General features: G+C 70.7%; 14 protein-coding genes. 8 read left to right on the top strand and 6 right to left on the bottom strand.

Features of this window, described 5'->3' with window-relative positions; all coding sequences use genetic code 11:
* Positions 1-121: 121 nt before the first annotated feature.
* From ACFUNE_RS28145 to metH, 3 genes are all read right to left on the bottom strand, one after another.
* Positions 122-1,714 (bottom strand): ABC transporter substrate-binding protein, encoded by a 1,593-nt coding sequence (locus tag ACFUNE_RS28145; protein WP_383573813.1) that lies wholly within the window; start codon positions 1,712-1,714, stop codon positions 122-124.
* A gap of 307 nt (positions 1,715-2,021) precedes the next feature.
* Entirely contained in the window at positions 2,022-2,720 is a 699-nt protein-coding gene (locus ACFUNE_RS28140; protein ID WP_383573811.1) for an HAD family hydrolase, read from the bottom strand.
* Between the two features lie 140 nt (positions 2,721-2,860).
* On the bottom strand, positions 2,861-6,373 hold the full coding sequence (metH, locus tag ACFUNE_RS28135; protein WP_383573809.1) for a methionine synthase: 3,513 nt from the start codon (positions 6,371-6,373) through the stop codon (positions 2,861-2,863).
* A 240-nt stretch (positions 6,374-6,613) separates the two neighbouring features.
* On the opposite strand from metH, the gene ACFUNE_RS28130 reads away from it, so the two are divergent.
* The 7 genes from ACFUNE_RS28130 to ACFUNE_RS28100 all read left to right on the top strand — a co-directional run bounded on the left by ACFUNE_RS28130 (position 6,614) and on the right by ACFUNE_RS28100 (position 14,734).
* Positions 6,614-7,378 carry an IclR family transcriptional regulator gene (locus tag ACFUNE_RS28130; RefSeq protein ID WP_383573807.1) on the top strand — a complete coding sequence of 255 codons (765 nt, stop codon included), beginning with the start codon at positions 6,614-6,616 and terminating at the stop codon, positions 7,376-7,378.
* A gap of 325 nt (positions 7,379-7,703) precedes the next feature.
* Entirely contained in the window at positions 7,704-8,495 is a 792-nt protein-coding gene (locus ACFUNE_RS28125) for an MIP/aquaporin family protein (RefSeq protein WP_383573805.1), read from the top strand.
* A gap of 40 nt (positions 8,496-8,535) precedes the next feature.
* Entirely contained in the window at positions 8,536-10,071 is a 1,536-nt protein-coding gene (glpK, locus tag ACFUNE_RS28120) for a glycerol kinase GlpK (RefSeq protein ID WP_383573803.1), read from the top strand.
* A 12-nt stretch (positions 10,072-10,083) separates the two neighbouring features.
* Positions 10,084-11,694, top strand: coding sequence for an FAD-dependent oxidoreductase (locus ACFUNE_RS28115; RefSeq protein ID WP_383573801.1), 1,611 nt, complete (start codon positions 10,084-10,086; stop codon positions 11,692-11,694).
* Positions 11,695-11,844: 150 nt separating this feature from the next.
* A complete protein-coding gene (locus tag ACFUNE_RS28110; RefSeq protein WP_383573799.1) occupies positions 11,845-12,810 on the top strand; it encodes an LLM class flavin-dependent oxidoreductase in 966 nt (321 codons plus the stop codon).
* Between the two features lie 40 nt (positions 12,811-12,850).
* Positions 12,851-13,909, top strand: a complete 1,059-nt coding sequence (locus ACFUNE_RS28105; RefSeq protein WP_383573797.1) for an LLM class flavin-dependent oxidoreductase — start codon at positions 12,851-12,853, stop codon at positions 13,907-13,909.
* Between the two features lie 153 nt (positions 13,910-14,062).
* Positions 14,063-14,734, top strand: coding sequence for a FadR/GntR family transcriptional regulator (locus tag ACFUNE_RS28100; protein WP_383573795.1), 672 nt, complete (start codon positions 14,063-14,065; stop codon positions 14,732-14,734).
* On the opposite strand, the gene ACFUNE_RS28095 is transcribed toward ACFUNE_RS28100, so the two are convergent.
* Positions 14,723-15,511: an SDR family NAD(P)-dependent oxidoreductase gene (locus ACFUNE_RS28095; RefSeq protein WP_383573793.1), complete on the bottom strand. Its 789-nt coding sequence runs from the start codon at positions 15,509-15,511 to the stop codon at positions 14,723-14,725. The genes ACFUNE_RS28100 and ACFUNE_RS28095 overlap by 12 nt on opposite strands.
* Positions 15,508-16,830: an L-fuconate dehydratase gene (locus tag ACFUNE_RS28090; RefSeq protein ID WP_383573791.1), complete on the bottom strand. Its 1,323-nt coding sequence runs from the start codon at positions 16,828-16,830 to the stop codon at positions 15,508-15,510. The genes ACFUNE_RS28095 and ACFUNE_RS28090 overlap by 4 nt, the downstream gene beginning before the upstream one ends.
* Positions 16,831-17,060: 230 nt before the next feature.
* Here ACFUNE_RS28090 and ACFUNE_RS28085 point away from each other — a divergent pair, with 230 nt between their 5' ends.
* Positions 17,061-18,095, top strand: coding sequence for a PAC2 family protein (locus ACFUNE_RS28085; RefSeq protein ID WP_383573789.1), 1,035 nt, complete (start codon positions 17,061-17,063; stop codon positions 18,093-18,095).
* An 87-nt stretch (positions 18,096-18,182) separates the two neighbouring features.
* Here the strand turns inward: ACFUNE_RS28085 and mshC are convergent, their stop codons facing one another.
* Positions 18,183-19,412 (bottom strand): cysteine--1-D-myo-inosityl 2-amino-2-deoxy-alpha-D-glucopyranoside ligase, encoded by a 1,230-nt coding sequence (gene mshC / locus ACFUNE_RS28080; RefSeq protein ID WP_383573787.1) that lies wholly within the window; start codon positions 19,410-19,412, stop codon positions 18,183-18,185.
* Positions 19,413-19,441 lie beyond the last annotated feature (29 nt).

Genomic DNA, 19,441 nt, shown 5'->3' with positions numbered 1-19,441 from the left:
GGTTCGGCGGGGGGGTTGGGGCGCCCCGGCCCCTCGTCGGGGGGGGGGGGCGGCGCGGGCCCGGGCGGGGGCGGGGGCCGGTGGCCCCGGACCGCGCCGGTTCGCGTCGGGCGGTGCCGCGTCAGGACTCGCCGCGGCCCAGCTCCCAGAGCTGGAGGTCGGCCGAGGAGTTGACGGCCCATTCCACACCGGTCAGCCCGTCGAGCGAGGCGACGTACTGCTTGCCCTGCCAGACCGGGAGCACGGGGACGTCGGTGGCAACGATGTCCTGGAGCCTCTCGAAGGTCGGGGTCGCCGCGCTGCGGTCGGCCTCGCGACGGGACTCCGGGATGAGCGTCCCCTGGGCGAGGGCCGACCGGTAGGGCGAGTTGAGGAAGTTGTCCTCGTCGAGGAACGGCGCGGTGTAGGTCTCCGCGTCCGGGAAGTCCGGGAACCAGCCCATGCCGTAGACCGCGTACTCGCCCTTCTTCTGGGCGGGGCGGAACTTGTCCCACGGCGTGCCCTGGGTGTCGACATCGAAGAGCTTCGAGTCGTTGAGCTGCTTCGCCAGCATCTCGAACTCCGCCTTGGTGGCGGGGCCGTAGTGGTCCGTCGTGTAGTGCAGCGTGAACTTCACCGGGGTGCTGATGCCGGCCTTGTCCAGGGTCGCCGCGGCACCGGCGACGCTGGGCTCACCGTACTTGTTGAAGAAGGAGTTGGTGTGGCTGGTGATACCGGAGGGGATCAGCGAGTACAGCGGCTCGGCCGTGCTGCCGTACACCTTGCTCGCGATGGGCCCGCGGTCGATGACCTGCGCCATCGCCTGGCGCACGGCCTTGTCCTTCACCAGGGGGTCCTCGGTGTTGAACGCGAGGTAGCTGATGGCGAGTCCGGGCATCTCGGTGAGCTTGACGCCCTCCTTCGGCTGCTCCAGCATCTGCTGCGACTGCTCGGGCGACATGGTGCGCGTCATCATGTCGATCTTCTTGTCGTCGAGCGCCTTGCCCATCGCCGCCGCGTCGGGGAAGAGGTCGAGCTCGACCTTCTCGTTCTTGATCTTCAGATCGCCCTTGTACTTCGGGTTCTTGGTGAAGACCACCTTGACGACCTGGTCGTTCTCGACCTCGGGCTCCATGGTGTAGGGCCCGGAGCCGTCGACCTGGAAGCCCTCGCGCGCGGACTTCGCCGGGTACTTGTCCTTCTGGATGATGCCGGCGGGCGGCGTGGCCAGCTTGTAGGGGAAGGTCGCGTCCGGGGTGCGCAGGTGGAAGACGACCTCGTTCTCGCCCTTGGTCTCGATCGTGTCGATGTTGGAGAGCAGGCCGACCGGACCGCTCTCGTCCTTGATGTCGAGGACCCGCTGGACGGAGTACTTCACGTCCTCCGGGGTGACCGGGGTGCCGTCGGCGAAGGTGAGCCCGTCGCGCAGCGTGCAGCGGTAGCTCTCGTTCTCCGTGTCGGTGAAGGCGCAGCTCTCGGCCGCCTCGGGCACCGGCTCGCCGCCGCCCTTCGGTATGTGGGTCAGGGTCTGCACCGTCTGGCGCAGCACGTTCCACACGCCCGCCTCGTAGCCGATGGCCGGGTCGAGCGGCGCCGGGTTGTCCTTCGAGGCGATGAACTGGTCCGTAGTCCCGACCACGATGGCATCGCCCCCGTCGTCCGACCCGCCACAGGCGGCGAGCACGGGCGCGAGCAGGCCCACTACGGCCGGCAGCACCAGCGTCTTGCGGTTCATCTGGACGTTCTCCCTCAGTCCGGCATGTGAGAAAACTGAGATTAGTAGGCGCCGCAGGAGGGCTTGACCGGTGCGGTTCGGACGCGTATCCACTCGGTGATCACCGATGACGGGTTGTCCATGTAGCGCTCAAGAATGTTTCGTACAGGACCTCATGAACCTGGACGTATGGGGTTACGAAACGGACATGCGTGTCGGCCCCGAGCGCACGTGAGGACCGTATCCAGTGACGGAAGTCACACGCCCGGGGCGTCGATCGCATTGACATGGACCTGCTTTACAGGAAACACACTCAGTGCATCAGCGGTCACTCAACCGTGACGAGGCCCCGCAGGAACGCAAGATCGACCTGCTCCAGCGAGGGCACGACCACTCTCCCCGGCGCGGGCGCGATGGGAGCGACGGACGGCACGGCGACGACGCGGCATCCCGCGGCCTCGGCGGCGGCGACCCCCGTCGCGGTGTCCTCGATGACCGCGCAGCGCCAGGGATCCGCCCCGAAGCCCGCCGCGGCCGCGAGGTAGGGCTCGGGGTGGGGCTTGGTGCGGGTCACCTCGTCCCCGGCGACCGTGAGCGCGAAGTGGTGACGGCCCACCGAGTCCAGGACGCGGTCGATGATGCGCCGGTGCGAGGCGGAGACCAGGGCGGTGGGCACCTCGTGCGCGGCGAGTTCGGCGAGCAGCCGGGCGGCGCCGGGCATCAGCGGGACGCCGCGTCCGATGCGCTTCTCGAAGCGGTCGTTGAGCAGCACCGTAAGCTCCTCGATGGCGATGTCGGCGCCGGTGACCTCGATGAGATAGCCGGCACTGCGGGTCATCGGCCCGCCGACGACCACGTCGCGCCATGCCTCGTCGAGCCGGTGACCGAGGTCGGCGAAGACCTCGACCTCCACGTCCCACCAGAATCCTTCGGTGTCGACCAGTGTGCCGTCCATGTCGAGAAGGACCGCTTGCAGCGCGGACCCTTCGGCCGTACGGGTCAGGGACGCGGGGACCGTACTGGTCATCCGGCACACCTCCATGAGGGACGAGAAGGCCGGTCGCCTTCCCGGTGGGAGCGGCGACCGGCCTGCACTGGACCGACAAGTCTACGACTCGTGGCGGTCCGGCGCGCGGAGTGGGGCATTACCGCGCGTTGAACGGATCACTACCGTGCGTTGAAGTACTTCGCCTCGGGGTGGTGGATGACGATCGCGTCCGTGGACTGCTCGGGGTGCAGCTGGAACTCCTCGGAGAGCTTCACGCCGATCCGCTCGGGCTCCAGCAGCTCGGCGATCTTCGCCCGGTCCTCCAGGTCGGGGCAGGCCCCGTAACCCAGGGAGAAGCGGGCCCCGCGGTACTTCAGCGCGAACATGTCCTCGACCTCGGACGGGTCCTCGCCGGCGAAGCCGAGCTCGCTGCGGACCCGGGCGTGCCAGTACTCGGCGAGCGCCTCGGCCAGCTGCACGGACAGTCCGTGCAGCTCCAGGTAGTCCCGGTAGGAGTTCGACTCGAAGAGCTCGGCGGTGGCCCCGCCGATCCTGGAGCCGACCGTGACAACCTGGAGGCCGATCACATCCGTCTCCCCCGACTCCTCGGGGCGGAAGAAGTCCGCGAGGCAGAGACGGCGGCCCCTGCGCTGGCGCGGGAACGTGAAGCGGGTGCGCTCCGAGCCGTCCTCGTGCAGCAGGATGAGGTCGTCGCCCTTGGAGACGCAGGGGAAGTAGCCGTAGACGACGGCCGCCTCCAGCAGGTTCTCGGTGTGGAGCTTGTCGAGCCAGCCGCGCAGGTGGGGCCTGCCCTCCCGCTCCACGAGCTCCTCGTACGTCGGCCCGTCACCGGCACGGGCCTGCTTCAGGCCCCACTGCCCCTTGAAGAGGGCGCCCTCGTCCAGCCAGGAGGCGTACTCCTTGAGCTGGATGCCCTTGACGACCCGGGTGCCCCAGAAGGGCGGCTCGGGGACCGGGTTGGTGACCGAGACGTCGGAGCGCACGCCCTCCTCGGGCTCCGCGGCCTCCACCGCGGGGGTGTCCCGCTTGGGTACGCGGCGCTGCTTCAGCTCGGGGAGGCTGGCGCCCGGGACGCCGCGCTTGACCGCGATGAGGGCGTCCATCAGCCGAAGGCCCTCGAACGCGTCGCGGGCGTAGCGGACCTCGCCCTCGTAGATCTCGTGCAGGTCCTGCTCGACGTAGGCACGGGTGAGGGCGGCGCCGCCGAGGATCACCGGGTAGTCGGCCGCCATCTTGCGCTGGTTCAGCTCCTGCAGGTTCTCCTTCATGATCACGGTGGACTTCACCAGGAGACCGGACATGCCGATGACGTCGGCGCGGTGCTCCTCGGCGGCGTCCAGGATCGCGGAGACGGGCTGCTTGATGCCCAGGTTGACCACGTTGAAGCCGTTGTTGGAGAGGATGATGTCGACGAGGTTCTTGCCGATGTCGTGGACGTCGCCGCGGACCGTGGCGAGCACGATCGTGCCCTTGCCGTCGTCGTCCGTCTTCTCCATGTGGGGCTCGAGGTAGGCCACCGCGGTCTTCATGACCTCGGCGGACTGCAGGACGAAGGGCAGCTGCATCTGGCCGGAGCCGAAGAGCTCTCCGACGACCTTCATGCCCGCGAGCAGGGTGTTGTTGACGATGTCGAGGGCGGGCTGCGTCCCCAGGGCCTCGTCGAGGTCCGCCTCCAGGCCGTTCTTCTCGCCGTCGATGATGCGGCGCTGGAGCCGCTCGTCCAGCGGCAGGGCCTTGAGCTCCTCGGCCTTGCCCTGCTTCATCGACTTCATGTTGACGCCCTCGAAGAGCTCCATGAGCCGCTGCAGGGGGTCGTAGCCCTCTTCGCGGCGGTCGTGGATCAGGTCCAGCGCGACCTTGACCTGCTCCTCCTCCAGCCGGGCGATCGGAAGGATCTTCGAGGCGTGCACGATCGCGGAGTCCAGACCCGCCTTCACGCACTCGTCCAGGAAGACCGAGTTCAGCACGACGCGGGCGGCCGGGTTCAGGCCGAAGGAGATGTTGGACAGGCCCAGCGTGGTCTGCACGTCGGGGTGGCGCTTCTTCAGTTCGCGGATGGCGCCGATCGTCGCGATCCCGTCCTTGCGGGACTCCTCCTGCCCGGTACAGATGGTGAAGGTCAGGCAGTCGATGAGGATGTCCGCCTCGTGGATGCCCCAGTTGGTGGTGAGGTCCTCGATCAGCCGCTCGGCGATGGCGACCTTGTGCTCGACGGTACGGGCCTGGCCCTCCTCGTCGATGGTCAGCGCGATCAGCGCGGCGCCGTGCTCGGAGGCCAGGGCGCTGACCTGGGCGAAGCGGGACTCGGGGCCGTCGCCGTCCTCGTAGTTGACGGAGTTCAGCACGGCCCGGCCGCCGAGCTTCTCCAGCCCGGCACGCAGGACGGGCAGCTCGGTGGAGTCGAGGACGATCGGCAGGGTGGAGGCCGTGGCGAAGCGGCCCGCCAGCTCCTCCATGTCGGCGACCCCGTCGCGCCCCACGTAGTCGACGCAGAGGTCGAGCATGTGCGCGCCCTCGCGGATCTGGTCCCGGGCCATCTCCACGCAGTCGTCCCAGCGCGCGTCGAGCATGGCCTCGCGGAACTTCTTGGATCCGTTGGCGTTCGTGCGCTCGCCGATCGCGAGGTACGAGGTGTCCTGGCGGAACGGCACGGTCTGGTAGAGCGACGCGGCGCCCGGCTCGGGGCGCGGAGCACGCGGGGTGAGCTCGGAGCCGCGGACGCGTTCGACGAGCTGACGCAGGTGCTCGGGCGTCGTACCGCAGCAGCCGCCGACGAGCGAGAGCCCGTACTCCTGCACGAAGGTCTCCTGGGCGTCGGCCAGGCCTTCGGCGTCGAGCGGGAAGTGGGCCCCGTCCTTGGTGAGGACCGGGAGCCCGGCGTTCGGCATGCAGAGCAGCGGGATCCGGGAGTGCCGCGTGAGGTAGCGCAGGTGCTCGCTCATCTCCGCGGGGCCGGTCGAGCAGTTCAGCCCGATCATGTCGACACCGAGCGGTTCGAGGGCGGTCAGCGCGGCACCGATCTCGGAGCCGAGCAGCATGGTGCCCGTCGTCTCGAAGGCGAGCGAGCACAGCACCAGGAGGTCGCTGCCCATCGCCTCCAGGGCTCGTCGCGCGCCCAGCACGGCGGCCTTGGTCTGCAGCAGGTCCTGCGTGGTCTCGATGATCAGCGCGTCGGCGCCGCCGGCGATCAGGCCCTCGGCGTTCTGCTGGAAGCCGTCGCGCAGGACGGTGTACGGGGCGTGGCCCAGTGTCGGCAGCTTGGTGCCGGGGCCGATGGAGCCGAGCACCCAGCGCTGCTGCCCGGTGGACTCGGTGAAGCGGTCGGCCACCTCGCGGGCGATCCGCGCGCCGGACTCCGAGAGCTCGTGGATCCTGCCGGGGATGTCGTACTCGCCCAGGGCGGAGGCGTTGGCCCCGAAGGTGTTCGTCTCGACGCAGTCCACGCCGACCGCGAAGTACTCCTCGTGCACCGAGCGGACGATGTCGGGGCGGGTGACGTTCAGGATCTCGTTGCAGCCTTCGAGGTTCTCGAAGTCCTCGAGGGTGGGGTCCTGGGCCTGGAGCATGGTGCCCATGGCACCGTCGGCCACCACCACCCGGGTGGCGAGCGCCTCACGGAGCGCTGCGGCTCGGGTCCGGCTGTCAGCTGAGGGGGTCGGCAACGAGGCCATGGATGTTCTCCCTGGGATGCGACGGCTGTCGGCTTTGCGCCCTTCTGCGGAGGGGGGCACGCGGCCAGCGTAGCCGGGAGGCGACCGGGCCGGTCATCGCGTCCCACGGGGCGGACTGCATGCTGTGCGAATGACGGGCCCACTTGCGGGGTGGCGCATAATTTTCGCGCCACCGGACAGAGGTCGGCATCGACCGATAGTGTTCAGCATTGTCGAACCGAGGTGGAGGAGTACGGCGCGATGGCGAAGAACATCCAGTCGCTCGAGCGGGCAGCAGCGATGCTGCGCCTACTGGCGGGCGGCGAGCGCCGGCTCGGCCTGTCCGACATCGCGTCGTCGTTGGGCCTGGCCAAAGGTACCGCGCACGGCATTCTGCGCACCCTCCAGCACGAGGGCTTCGTCGAGCAGGACGCCGCGTCCGGCCGCTACCAGCTCGGCGCGGAGCTGCTGCGCCTGGGCAACAGCTACCTCGACGTGCACGAACTGCGGGCCCGCGCCCTGGTGTGGACCGACGATCTGGCCCGCTCCAGCGGCGAGAGCGTCCACCTGGGCGTGCTGCACCAGCACGGCGTCCTGATCGTCCACCACGTCTTCCGCCCCGACGACAGCCGCCAGGTGCTGGAGGTCGGCGCCATGCAGCCGTTGCACTCCACGGCCCTGGGCAAGGTGCTGGCCGCTTACGACCCGGTCGCGCACAGCGAGGCCACCGAGGTGGAGCGGCGCTCCTTCACGCCCCGCACGGTCACGGGCGAGGAGGAGTTCGAGTCGCTGCTCGACCTGATCCGGGCGCAGGGCTGGGCGGCCGACGTCGAGGAGACCTGGGAGGGCGTGGCGGCGGTGGCCGCCCCCATCCATGACCGGCGCAGGATGCCGGTCGGCGCCGTGGCCGTGACGGGCGCCGTGGAGCGCGTCTGCGCGGGCGGCGAACTGCGGCCCGAGCTCGTCGCCGCCGTACGGGACTGCGCCCGCGCCGTCTCCCGGGATCTGGGCGCCGGGCGCTTCTGACGCCCCGCCCGCGAGTGGCGGTGTCGGCGCCGCCGTCACGCGCGCCGCCGGATCACCGATGCACCCCCGCGACGCGGGTAACGATCGAGTCGCGCGTCACACACCCCTTGACGCACCCACCTTCGGGGAGAAACATTGCCGCTCACCGGTCGGCATTGCCGAACACTTAACGGCAATACGCGTTAGAGTGTGACAGTGCCGAGGGCCGGTCAAGCCCTACAGGTGACGTGCCCCGCTCTTCCGGGGTACCAGCCTCGGGGCGCGATCCACCGGAGGGACCCGGTGTTTCGCCTTCCCCCCTGGACGAAGGACAAAGGAGTCGCGGGTGTCCAGCTCCGACATCTTCATCGGCGAGACCATCGGTACCGCCATACTCATCCTGCTCGGCGGCGGTGTCTGTGCCGCCGTCACGCTCAAGCGCTCCAAGGCGCACAACGCCGGCTGGCTGGCCATCACCTTCGGGTGGGGCTTCGCCGTACTGACCGGCGCCTACATAGCCTCCGGCGTGTCCGGTGCCCACCTCAATCCGGCGGTCACGATCGGCCTCGCGATCCAGGGGGGCACCGCGTGGAGCGATGTTCCCCTGTATCTCGCGTCCGAACTGCTCGGCGCGATGATCGGTGCCGTGCTCGTCTGGGCCGTCTACTACGGACAGTTCCACGCGCACCTCACCGACCCGGAGGTCCTGAAGGACCTGCCCGCCGAGGAGGGCATGGTCGACCAGTCGGCCGCACCGAAGGCCGGCCCCGTGCTCGGCATCTTCACCACGGGTCCGGAGATCCGGCACGCGGTGCAGAACGTGGTCACGGAGATCATCGCCACCTTCGTGCTGATCCTGGCGATCCTCACGCAGGGGCTCAACGACGAGGGCAACGGCCTCGGCGCGCTCGGCGCCCTGATCACCGCCCTGGTGGTCGTCGGTATCGGTCTGTCGCTCGGCGGCCCGACCGGCTACGCGATCAACCCGGTGCGCGATCTCGGTCCGCGCATCGTGCACGCGCTTCTGCCTCTGCCGAACAAGGGCGGGTCGGACTGGGGCTACGCCTGGGTACCGGTGGTAGGACCGCTCATCGGGGGCGCGCTGGCCGGCGGGCTCTACAACCTCGCCTTCGCGTGAGCCGCACCCTCCACACCACACAGACTTCCGGGAGCCAACCGTGACCGAAACCGACGCACACACCACCGGCCCGTTCATCGCGGCCATCGACCAGGGCACCACGTCCAGCCGCTGCATCGTCTTCGACAAGGACGGCCGGATCGTCTCGGTCGACCAGAAGGAGCACGAGCAGATCTTCCCCAAGCCGGGCTGGGTCGAGCACGACGCCAAGGAGATCTGGGAGAACGTCCAGGAGGTCGTCGCCGGGGCGATCGTCAAGGCGGGCATCACCTCCGCCGACGTCAAGGCGATCGGCATCACCAACCAGCGCGAGACCACCCTGCTGTGGGACAGGAACACCGGTGAGCCGGTGTACAACGCCCTCGTCTGGCAGGACACCCGCACCGACGCGCTCTGCAAGGAGCTCGGCCGCAACGTGGGCCAGGACCGCTTCCGCCGCGAGACGGGTCTTCCCCTCGCGTCCTACTTCGCCGGTCCCAAGGTCCGCTGGCTGCTCGACAACGTCGAGGGCCTGCGGGAGCGTGCCGAGCGGGGCGACATCCTCTTCGGCACCATGGACTCCTGGGTCATCTGGAACCTGACCGGTGGCACCGAGGGCGGCGTGCACGTCACCGACGTCACCAACGCCTCGCGCACCCTCCTGATGAACCTGCACACGATGCAGTGGGACGAGAAGATCCTCCAGTCGATGCACATCCCGTCGACCCTGCTGCCGGAGATCCGCTCCTCGGCCGAGGTGTACGGCGCCGCCAAGGGCGGGGTGCTCGACGGGGTCCCGGTGGCCTCCGCGCTCGGCGACCAGCAGGCCGCGCTGTTCGGACAGACGTGTTTCGCCCAGGGCGAGGCCAAGTCCACGTACGGCACCGGCACCTTCATGCTGATCAACACCGGCCACACCCCCGTGAACTCGTACAACGGGCTGCTGACCACCGTCGGCTACCAGATCGGCGACCAGAAGCCGGTCTACGCCCTCGAGGGGTCCATCGCCGTCACCGGCTCCCTGGTGCAGTGGATGCGCGACCAGATGGGCCTGATCAAGTCCGCGGCCGAGATCGAGACGCTGGCCTCCTCCGTCGAGGACAACGGCGGCGCCTACTTCGTACCCGCGTTCTCCGGTCTGTTCGCCCCGTACTGGCGCCCCGACGCCCGTGGTGTCATCGCGGGCCTCACCCGGTACGTGACGAAGGCGCACATCGCCCGTGCCGTCCTCGAGGCGACCGCCTGGCAGACCCGTGAGATCAGCGACGCCATGACCAAGGACTCCGGCGTCGAGCTGACCGCACTCAAGGTCGACGGCGGAATGACCTCCAACAACCTGCTGATGCAGACCCTCTCCGACTTCCTGGACGCACCCGTGGTGCGCCCCATGGTCGCCGAGACGACCTGCCTCGGCGCGGCCTACGCCGCCGGCCTCGCCGTCGGCTTCTGGCCGGACACCGACGCACTGCGCGCCAACTGGCGCCGTGCCGCCGAGTGGACACCCCGTATGGACGCGGCCACCCGTGACCGCGAGTACAAGAGCTGGCTCAAGGCCGTCGAACGGACCATGGGCTGGATCGACGACGACGAGAGCTGAGGAGCAATCGACATGACCACCCTGCAGAGCGTCCCCGCCCTCGGGACGCATCCGGCCTCCGGCTCCCTCCCGAGCCGCGCCGAGACCCGGGAGCAGCTTTCCAAGGCGACGTACGACCTCCTGGTGATCGGCGGCGGCATCCTGGGCATCTCCACCGCCTGGCATGCCGCGCAGTCCGGGCTGCGGGTGGCCCTGGTGGACGCCGGCGACTTCGCCGGCGCCACCTCCTCCGCCTCCTCCAAGCTGCTCCACGGCGGTCTGCGCTACCTCCAGACCGGCGCGGTGAAGCTGGTCGCGGAGAACCACTTCGAGCGGCGCGCGGTGTCGCGTCAGGTCGCCCCGCACCTGGCCAACCCGCTCACCTTCTACCTGCCCGTCTACAAGGGCGGCCCGCACGGCGCCGCCAAGCTCGGCGCCGGTGTCTTCGCCTACTCGGCGCTGTCCGCGTTCGGTGACGGCGTCGGCCATGTGATCAGCCCGGCCAGGGCGCAGCGCGACGTCCCGGAGCTGCGTACGGACAACCTGAAGGCCGTCGCGGTCTACGGCGACGACCAGATGAACGACGCCCGGATGGCGCTGATGACGGTCCGCGCCGCCGTCGACGCGGGCGCCGTCGTCCTCAACCACGCCTCGGTCACCGGACTGCGGTTCACCAAGGGGAGGGTCACGGGCGCCGAGCTGGAGGACCGTCAGGACGGTACGGAGTTCGGCGTGAACGCCCGTCTCGTGCTGAACGCCACCGGCCCGTGGGTCGACCACCTGCGCAAGCTGGAGGACCCGAACGCGGCGCCCTCCATACGTCTGTCCAAGGGGGCGCACCTGGTGCTCAAGCGCACCCGCCCGTGGAAGGCGGCGCTGGCGACCCCGATCGACAAGTACCGGATCACGTTCGCCCTGCCGTGGGAGGACATGCTGCTGCTCGGCACGACCGACGAGGAGTACGAGGGCGACCCGGCCGACGTCGCGGTCACCGAGAAGGACACGGCGCAGATCCTCGACGAGGCGGCCTTCTCCGTCCGGGACCAGCAGCTGTCCCGCGATCTGATCACGTACTCCTTCGCGGGGCTGCGGGTGCTGCCCGGCGGCCCGGGCGGCACGGCCAAGGCCAAGCGCGAGACGGTCGTGACCGAAGGACGCGGCGGGATGCTGTCGGTCGCGGGCGGCAAGTGGACGACGTTCCGCCACATCGGCCGTACGGTGATGAACAAGCTGGCCGAGCTGCCCGGGCACCCCCTCGCCGAGGACATGGAGCCGATGGCGCGGCTGCCCAGGAAGATGCCGCTCCCCGGTATCGCCAACCCGAACGCGGTGGCGCACCGGCTGCTGGTCGACGGCGGTGCGCCGGGGCCGCGGATGTCCGCCGACACGGCGCGGCACCTCGCCACCCACTACGGCTCGCTCTCCTTCGACATCGCCCGGCTGGCGAACGAGAACCCGGCGCTGGCCGAGCGCATCCACCCCGACGCCCCGGAGATCTGGGCGCAGGTGGCGTACGCGCGCGACCGCGAGTGGGCCGAGACGGCGGACGACGTGCTGCGCCGCCGGACGACCCTGACGATCAGGGGCCTGGCCACGGACGACATCCGGGGCAGGGTCGAGTCCATGCTGGCCGACGGGCGCTGACACCGGCGGCACGCGCGCGCAGGGGCGGTCTCCCGGACACGGGAGGCCGCCCCTGCGCCATGTCCGGCGGGCGGGCGCTGCGGCACGGATCCGGTGGACGTGCCATGCCGCCGCCACACGGGTGCAATGTGACGCGGGGACAGTGGAGAGATGTCCGAACCCCAGGGATTCCATCTGTCGGCGGCGCTGAACGGCGCCGGATCTCATCCGGCCGCGCCCACCAGGGCCTTCACCCCCGAGGAGTACGTCCGGCTCGTGCGCGGCGCCGAGGCCGGGCTGCTCGACTTCATCACGGTGGAGGACGGCCCCGGGCGGCTCGACTCCGGGCTGCTCCTCACCCTGGCCGCGCAGGTCACCGACCGGATCGGGCTCGTCCCGCTGGGTCCGACGACGGGTGACCCAGGCGCCTGGGCGACCCGGATCGCCACGCTCGACCATCTGAGCGCGGGACGGGCCGGGGTGCGGCCCCGGGTCACGACGAGCGACCTGGAGCACGCCCGGCTGCTGAAGGTCCTCGGCACACCGGAGGGTGACCGGAAGGTCGCCGAACTCTTCGCGCGGGCTGATGAGTTCCTGGCCGAGGCGACCGGGGCCTGGGGCGCCGGCGCGCGCTCCGCGCAGGGCAGGCCGCCGCTGGTGCTGCTCGCGCACGCCACTGTCCCCTACCGGCTGGCTGCCACACACGGCGACGTCGTCCTGGTGACCCCGGCCGACACCGCTGACCTCATCGGCATCCGCAAGGAGGTCGAGTCGCTGCGGGAGGCGGCGGGCCGGCCGGCCGGGGCGCTGCGCGTCCTCGCCGACGTCAACGTCGTACTGGGTGACAGCCAGGAGGCGGCCGACGCGCGGTCGGCCGGTCTGGAGGAGGCCGCCGGAGCCCCGTTCACCTCGGACGCCGCCATATTCTCCGGCACGCCCGAGGGTCTGGCCGACCTCCTGGAGGAGTGGTTCCGCGAGGGCGGCGCCGACGGCTTCCGGCTGCGGCCCGCGGTGCTCCCCGACGACCTGGACGCGGTCGTCACCGGGCTGGTGCCCGTCCTGCAGCGGCGCGGCCTCTTCCGCACCGCGTACGCCGCCCGGACCCTGCGCGGCCACCTCGGTCTCCCGGCCGCCTGACCGCCTGACCGCCCACCGCACCACGGAAGGAAGGTCCCCCGTGAAGTTCTCCGTGCTCTCCCTCATCGGCCATGCCCCGCATCCGCTGACGGGTGCGCTCCCCTCGGCCGCCGAGCGGTTCCACGAGGTGATCGGGACAGGCAAGGCGGCGGAGCGGCTCGGCTTCGACGCGTACGCGATCGGGGAACGGCACTCCGGTCCGTTCCTCTCGTCGAGCCCCGGTGTGGTGCTGGGGGCGCTCGCCGCCCGCACCTCCACGATCAGGCTGCTGACCGGGGTGACGGTCGTCGCGATCCTCGATCCGGTGCGGGTGGCGGAGGAGTTCGCGACACTCGACCAGATCGCGCGGGGCAGGATCGAGCTCGTCGTGGGGAAGGGCGCGGAGGCCGGTCACTTCAGCCTCTTCGGGCTGGACGAGGATCGGCAGTGGGATCTGCAGAAGGAGAAGTACGAGCTGCTGCGGCGGCTCTGGAGCGAGGAAGGGGTGGACTGGGAGGGGGAGTTCCGGCCGCCGCTGAAGAACGTGACGACGGTGCCGCGGCCCTACGCCGGAGCGCCGCGTGTCTGGCACGGCTCGGCGACCAGTCTCAACTCCCCCGATCTGGCCGCCCGGCACGGCGATCCCCTGTTCACCGCCAACGCGATCCAGCCCCGTGAGGCCTACGCGCGGCTCATCGGCCACTACCGCGAGCGCTTCGAGGCGTACGGGCACGACCCGGCGGACGCGCGGGTGGCGGCGGGGTCGGGCGGCCTGCTGATCGCGGACACCCCGGGAAAGGCCGTCGAACGCTACAAGGCGCTGTACGAGGCCAAGGTCGCCCAGTCCTTCAAGCCGCACCTGGCGGGCAGGGCCGGCTACAACACGCCGTTCCGCACGATCGAGGACGCGATGGCCGACGGCCCCCAGCTCATCGGTTCCCCGCAGCAGATCATCGACAAGATCCTCGGTTTCCACACCGCCTACCGGCACGATCTCCAGTCGGTCACCGTGGACGGTTTCGGGCTGCCGCACGAGGAGCAGTTGGAGACGCTGCAGAGGTTCGCCGAGGAGATCGCCCCGGTCGTGCGGCGTGAGGCGCCCTCCACGCTCTGGGACTGACCCGCGGCGCCGGAGGCACGGTCCGGGCTCCTCGGTCCGGAGGCGCGGTCCGCGCCGTACGGCGCCCTTCACCGCCCCTCGGGGTCCGCGCACCGATGTGTGGCCGCATAATGAGGCCATACATCGGATGTCTTGTGCGCGAGGAGGCCCCACATGGCCGTCACCGACGAAGCGATCGAGAAGATCAAGGAGATGATCGTCTCGGGTGCGCTGACCCCGGGCGACCGGCTTCCCAAGGAGAGCGAACTCGCGGCCGAGCTGGGCCTGTCGCGCAACTCGCTGCGCGAGGCGGTGCGCGCCCTCTCGCTGATACGGATCCTCGACGTCCGTCAGGGCGACGGAACCTACGTCACCAGCCTGGATCCGCAGCTGCTCCTGGAGGCGCTCAGCTTCGTGGTGGACTTCCACCGGGACGACACGGTGCTGGAGTTCTTCGCCGTCCGCAGGATCCTGGAGCCCGCCGCCACGGCGATGGCGGCACTGCGCATCGATGACGAACAACTGGACGCCTTGAGTGCCCAGTTGGACGCGCTGGGGCCGGACCCCTCGGTCGAGGCGCTCGTCGCCGGCGATCTGGAGTTCCACCGCGGCATCGTCCGGCACTCCGGCAACTCGGTGCTGTGCTCCCTGCTGGACGGCTTGTCCGGCCCCACGACGCGGGCCAGGGTGTGGCGCGGGCTGACCCAGGAGGACGCGGTCGCCCGCACCCTGCGCGAGCACCGGGCCATCCTCGCCGCGATGCGGGACCGGGACGCGGAGGCCGCCCGGTCCTGGGCGACGGTGCACGTGGCGAGCGTGGAGCAGTGGCTGCGCTCAACCCTGTGAGGGGGCGGCGGGGCGCAGCCGCAGCCCCTGCATCCCCCCGTCGACGGCGAGCGCGGTCCCGGTGACGGACGCGGCCGCCGGGCTCGCCAGGTAGACGACGGCGGCGGCGACCTCGTCGGCGGAGACCAGCCGCCCCAGGGGCTGGCGGGCGTCGAGCGCGGCGCGCTCCGCGGCCGGGTCCTCGGCCCGGTCCAGCAGCCGGCCGATCCAGGGGGTGTCCGCGGTGCCCGGGTTGACGCAGTTGACCCTGATCCCCTCCCGGACGTGGTCGGCGGCCATGGCGAGGGTGAGGGAGAGCACGGCGCCCTTGCTCGCGCTGTAGAGCGCGCGCTGCGGCAGACCGGCGGTCGCGGCGATGGAGCAGGTCTGGGTGATCGACACGGCCCCCGGCCGTCCGGCGGCGGCGCGGCGCAGGTGCGGCAGGGCGTGGCGGGCGGTGCGGACCATGCCGAGCACATTGATGTCGAGCACGTGGGCCCATTCCGCGTCGGTGTTGTCCTCCACGGTGCCGATCGAGCCGATCCCGGCGTTGGAGACCAGGGTGTGCAGGCCGCCCAGCTCCTCGGCGGCCCGGTCCACCGCGCCGCGGACGGCGTCGTCGTCCGTCACGTCGGCCTCGAGTGCGAGCGCTCCCCCGGGAGCACCCTCGGGATCGCGGTCGAGCACCGCGACGCGGGCCCCGCGGGCGAGCAGCAGGGTCGCCACGGCGGCCCCGATACCGGATGCGCCGCCCGTCACCAGGGCGGACAGTCCGTCGAAGTCCTGCGTACCGGTCATCGGGAGGTCTCCTCGGGTGTGCGGCGGGCCTGCCAGACGGGGCCCTGCGGGTAGCGGTGTCCGGCGATCGAGGCGGGGAGCATCCGGGCCGAGAAGCCCGGTGTGCGCGGGGTGACGTAGCGGCCGTCCTCGACGACGGCCGGGTCGGCGAAGTGCTCGTGGAGATGGTCGACGTACTCGATGACGTGGTCCTCCCAGCTGCCGGAGACCGCGACGTAGTCGAACATCGAGAGGTGCTGGACCAGTTCGCACAGCCCGACGCCACCGGCGTGCGGGCAGACCGGGACGCCGTACTTCGCGGCCAGCAGCAGGATCGCGAGGTTCTCGTTGACGCCGGCCACGCGCGCGGCGTCGATCTGCACGAAGTCGACGGCATCCGCCTGGAGCAGCTGCTTGAACACGACCCGGTTGGCGATGTGTTCACCGGTGGCGACCTTGACGGGCTGGCCGGCGCGCACGGCGGCGTGGCCGAGCACGTCGTCGGGGCTGGTCGGCTCCTCGATCCAGTACGGGTCGTACGGGGCGAGCGCGGTCATCCACTCCACCGCGTCGGCGACGTCCCAGCGCTGGTTGGCGTCGACGGCGATCCGGATGCCGGGGCCGACGGCCTGGCGCGCGAGCGACAGCCTGCGGATGTCGTCGCCCAGATCCGCCCCGACCTTCAGCTTGATCTGGGTGAAGCCTTCGGCGACGGCCTCCTTGCACAGGCGCACCAGCTTGTCGTCGTCGTACCCCAGCCAGCCGGGCGACGTCGTGTACGCCGGATACCCCTCGGCGAGCAGCCGCTCGGTGCGCTCGGCGCGGCCCGGCTCCGCGGCGCGCAGGATGCCGAGCGCCTCCTGGGGGGTGAGGGCGTCCGTGAGGTAGCGGAAGTCGACGAGGGAGACGAGCTCCTCCGGGGTCATCTCCGCCAGGAACTGCCAGACGGGTCTGCCGGCCAGTCCCGCCGCGAGGTCCCAGGCCGCGTTGACGACGGCCCCGGCCGCCATGTGCATCACGCCCTTCTCGGGGCCGAGCCAGCGCAGCTGCGAGTCGTGCGTCAGCGTGCGGTGGAGGGCGGCCAGGTCGGCGGCGGTGCGCGGGGCCGGGCGTCCGACGACGTGCGGCCGGAGCGCTCCGATGGCGGCGGCCATGACATCGTTGCCGCGGCCGATGGTGAAGCAGAAGCCGTGGCCCTCCTCCCCCGCGCCGTCCGTGCGCAGGACGACGTAGGCGGCGGAGTAGTCGGGGTCGGGGTTCATGGCGTCCGAGCCGTCCAGCTCTTCCGAGGTGGGAAACCGGATGTCCTCGACCTCGAGATCCGTGACGGTCAGAGTCATGTGCGCCCCCAGGGAATAACATCGGATCTCTCAGCTGTCATCCGATGTATAGCCTCCTGTGACCCCCTCAGTCCAGGGATCGGGCGAGAATCGATCATTTTCGGCCGGGTACAGCTCGGATGAATCACGTGATGGCACGCTTCACCCCCGCACGCAAACGGGCTGCGGCGGAACAGGGCGGAAGCCGTAAGGTTGGTCCGTACACAAGGGAACTTCGGAAGGAGGCCTGGGTGATCGAGCTCGAGGGGGTACCCGAGCTGGTCGACCCGGTCATGGTGGCCGCGTTCGAGGGCTGGAACGACGCCGGTGACGCCGCCTCCACAGCGGTCGCGCATCTGGACCGGGAGTGGAAGGGCGAGGTCTTCGCGGCGCTCGACGCCGAGGACTACTACGACTTCCAGGTCAATCGGCCCACGGTGTGGCTGGACGGCGGGACGCGCAAGATCACCTGGCCCACCACGCGACTCTCCGTGGTCCGGGTCGGCGGCGAGAAACCGCGTGACCTGGTGCTGATCCGTGGCATCGAACCCTCCATGCGCTGGCGTTCGTACTGCAACGAGATCCTGGGCTTCGCCCACGAGCTGGGCGTCGAGATGGTCGTCATCCTGGGGGCGCTGCTCGGCGACACCCCGCACACCAGGCCGGTGCCCGTCAGCGGCGTCACCTCGGATCCCGACCTGGCCAGGACGATGGATCTGGAGGAGACCCGCTACGAGGGTCCGACGGGCATCGTGGGCATCCTCCAGGAGGCGTGCACGCATGCGGGGGTGCCCGCGGTGAGCCTGTGGGCGGCGGTGCCGCACTACGTGTCGCAGCCGCCGAACCCGAAGGCGACGCTGGCGCTGCTGAACCGCCTGGAGGACCTGCTCGGGATGCGGATCCCGCTGGGCGAGCTGCCCGAGGACGCCCGCGCCTGGCAGCTCGGGGTCGACCAGCTGGCCGCGGAGGACAGCGAGGTCGCGGAGTACGTGCAGACGCTGGAGGAGGCCCGGGACACCGCCGAGCTGCCGGAGGCCTCCGGCGAGGCGATCGCCCGCGAGTTCGAGCGCTACCTGCGGCGCAGGGATGTCAACGGCCCCGGCCAGGCGCCGGGCGGTCATGCCACGGAGAGCGGCGACGTGCCCTATCTGCGGGACACCTCCAGCGGTCGGACGAGGCCGCCGAAGCCGCAGCGCCCCGAGAAGGGGCGGCCGAAGGACGGCGACGGGAGCACGGCGCCCGAGGATCCGCCGGCGGGACCGGACGAGGACTCCTCGGACGGCTGACCCGGCCGCCCGCCGCACGTACGACGGCCCCGGACCCCGCGATCTCTCGCGGGGTCCGGGGCCGTTCGGCGTGATCCGGGGCGGGGACTACAGCGCGACGCCCAGAAGGGCGTCGACGGTGCGCGAGACGAGACCGGGTGCGCCCTCGTCCGAGCCGCCGGCGGCGCTCTGCCGCTCGGCCCAGCGGTCCACGGCGGCGAGGGCCGCCGGGGCGTCCAGGTCGTCGGCCAGCGCTTCGCGGACCTCCTCGACCAGGGCGTCGGCGGAGAGCCCGTCGGGCCGGGAGACGGCCGCACGCCACCGGGCGAGACGCTCGACGGCGTCGGCGAGGACCTGGTCGGTCCACTCCCAGTCGGCACGGTAGTGGTGCGAGAGCAGGGCGAGCCTGATCGCGGCGGGATCCACGTCGTCCCGGCGCAGCGCCGAGACGAAGACGAGGTTGCCCTTGGATTTGGACATCTTCTCGCCGTTCAGGGCGACCATGCCGGCGTGCACGTAGGCGCGGGCGAACGGGTGCTCGCCGGTCAGGACCTGGGCGTGGGAGGCGCCCATCTCATGGTGCGGGAAGGCGAGGTCGGAACCGCCGCCCTGGACGTCGAAGGTCATGCCCAGGTGGTCCAGGGCGATGGCGACGCACTCGATGTGCCAGCCGGGGCGGCCACGGCCGAGCGTGCCGCCGTCCCAGCTCGGCTCGCCCTCACGGGCGGCCATCCAGAGCATCGGGTCGAGGGGGTTCTTCTTGCCGGGACGCTCCGGGTCACCACCGCGCTCGGCGGAGAGCAGCCGCATGGCCTCGGAGTCGAGTCCCGAGACCTCGCCGAAGTGCGGGTCGCACTCGACGGAGAAGTACACGTCGCCGTCGAGCTCGTAGGCGGCGCCGGCGTCGCGGAGGCGCTCCACGAGCGGGACGATGCCGGGTATCGCCTCCACCGCCCCGATGTAGTGCTTCGGGGGAAGCATGCGCAGGGCGGTCATGTCCTCCCTGAAGAGTGCCGTCTCGCGCTCCGCGAGCTCGGTCCAGTCCTCGCCGTCGCGCACGGCCCGCTCCAGCAGCGGATCATCCACGTCGGTCACGTTCTGGACGTAGTGGACCTGCCGCTTGGTGTCGAGCCACACGCGCTGAACGAGGTCGAACGCGTTGTAGGTCGCCGCATGACCCATGTGGGTCGCGTCGTACGGCGTGATGCCGCAGACGTAGATGCGGGCGACGGGACCGGGGTCAAGGGTGATCCGTCCGCCGGTCGCGGTGTCGTGGATCCGAAGGTCGCGGCCCTTGCCAGGAAGGGCGGGGACCTCAGAAGCGGGCCAGGCATGCATGTCATGAGCGTAACCGGACGATGCTTCCG

It is taken from the genome of Streptomyces sp. NPDC057287 (genome assembly GCF_042667905.1).
Taxonomy (GTDB): Bacteria; Actinomycetota; Actinomycetes; order Streptomycetales; family Streptomycetaceae; genus Streptomyces.
Note: the sequence above shows the minus strand (reverse complement) of the source record. Positions and strands in the feature narration are given on the sequence as shown.

Bases quoted from the DNA above. Each gene is read 5' to 3' on its own strand.
- ACFUNE_RS28100 (WP_383573795.1), top strand. From the start codon at position 14,063: ATGGCCGTCACCGACGAAGCGATCGAGAAGATCAAGGAGATGATCGTC.
- ACFUNE_RS28115 (WP_383573801.1), top strand. From the start codon at position 10,084: ATGACCACCCTGCAGAGCGTCCCCGCCCTCGGGACGCATCCGGCCTCC.
- metH (WP_383573809.1), bottom strand. From the start codon at position 6,373: ATGGCCTCGTTGCCGACCCCCTCAGCTGACAGCCGGACCCGAGCCGCA.
- ACFUNE_RS28095 (WP_383573793.1), bottom strand. From the start codon at position 15,511: ATGACCGGTACGCAGGACTTCGACGGACTGTCCGCCCTGGTGACGGGC.
- ACFUNE_RS28130 (WP_383573807.1), top strand. From the start codon at position 6,614: ATGGCGAAGAACATCCAGTCGCTCGAGCGGGCAGCAGCGATGCTGCGC.
- mshC (WP_383573787.1), bottom strand. From the start codon at position 19,412: ATGCATGCCTGGCCCGCTTCTGAGGTCCCCGCCCTTCCTGGCAAGGGC.
- ACFUNE_RS28090 (WP_383573791.1), bottom strand. From the start codon at position 16,830: ATGACTCTGACCGTCACGGATCTCGAGGTCGAGGACATCCGGTTTCCC.
- ACFUNE_RS28140 (WP_383573811.1), bottom strand. From the start codon at position 2,720: ATGACCAGTACGGTCCCCGCGTCCCTGACCCGTACGGCCGAAGGGTCC.
- ACFUNE_RS28145 (WP_383573813.1), bottom strand. From the start codon at position 1,714: ATGAACCGCAAGACGCTGGTGCTGCCGGCCGTAGTGGGCCTGCTCGCG.
- ACFUNE_RS28110 (WP_383573799.1), top strand. From the start codon at position 11,845: ATGTCCGAACCCCAGGGATTCCATCTGTCGGCGGCGCTGAACGGCGCC.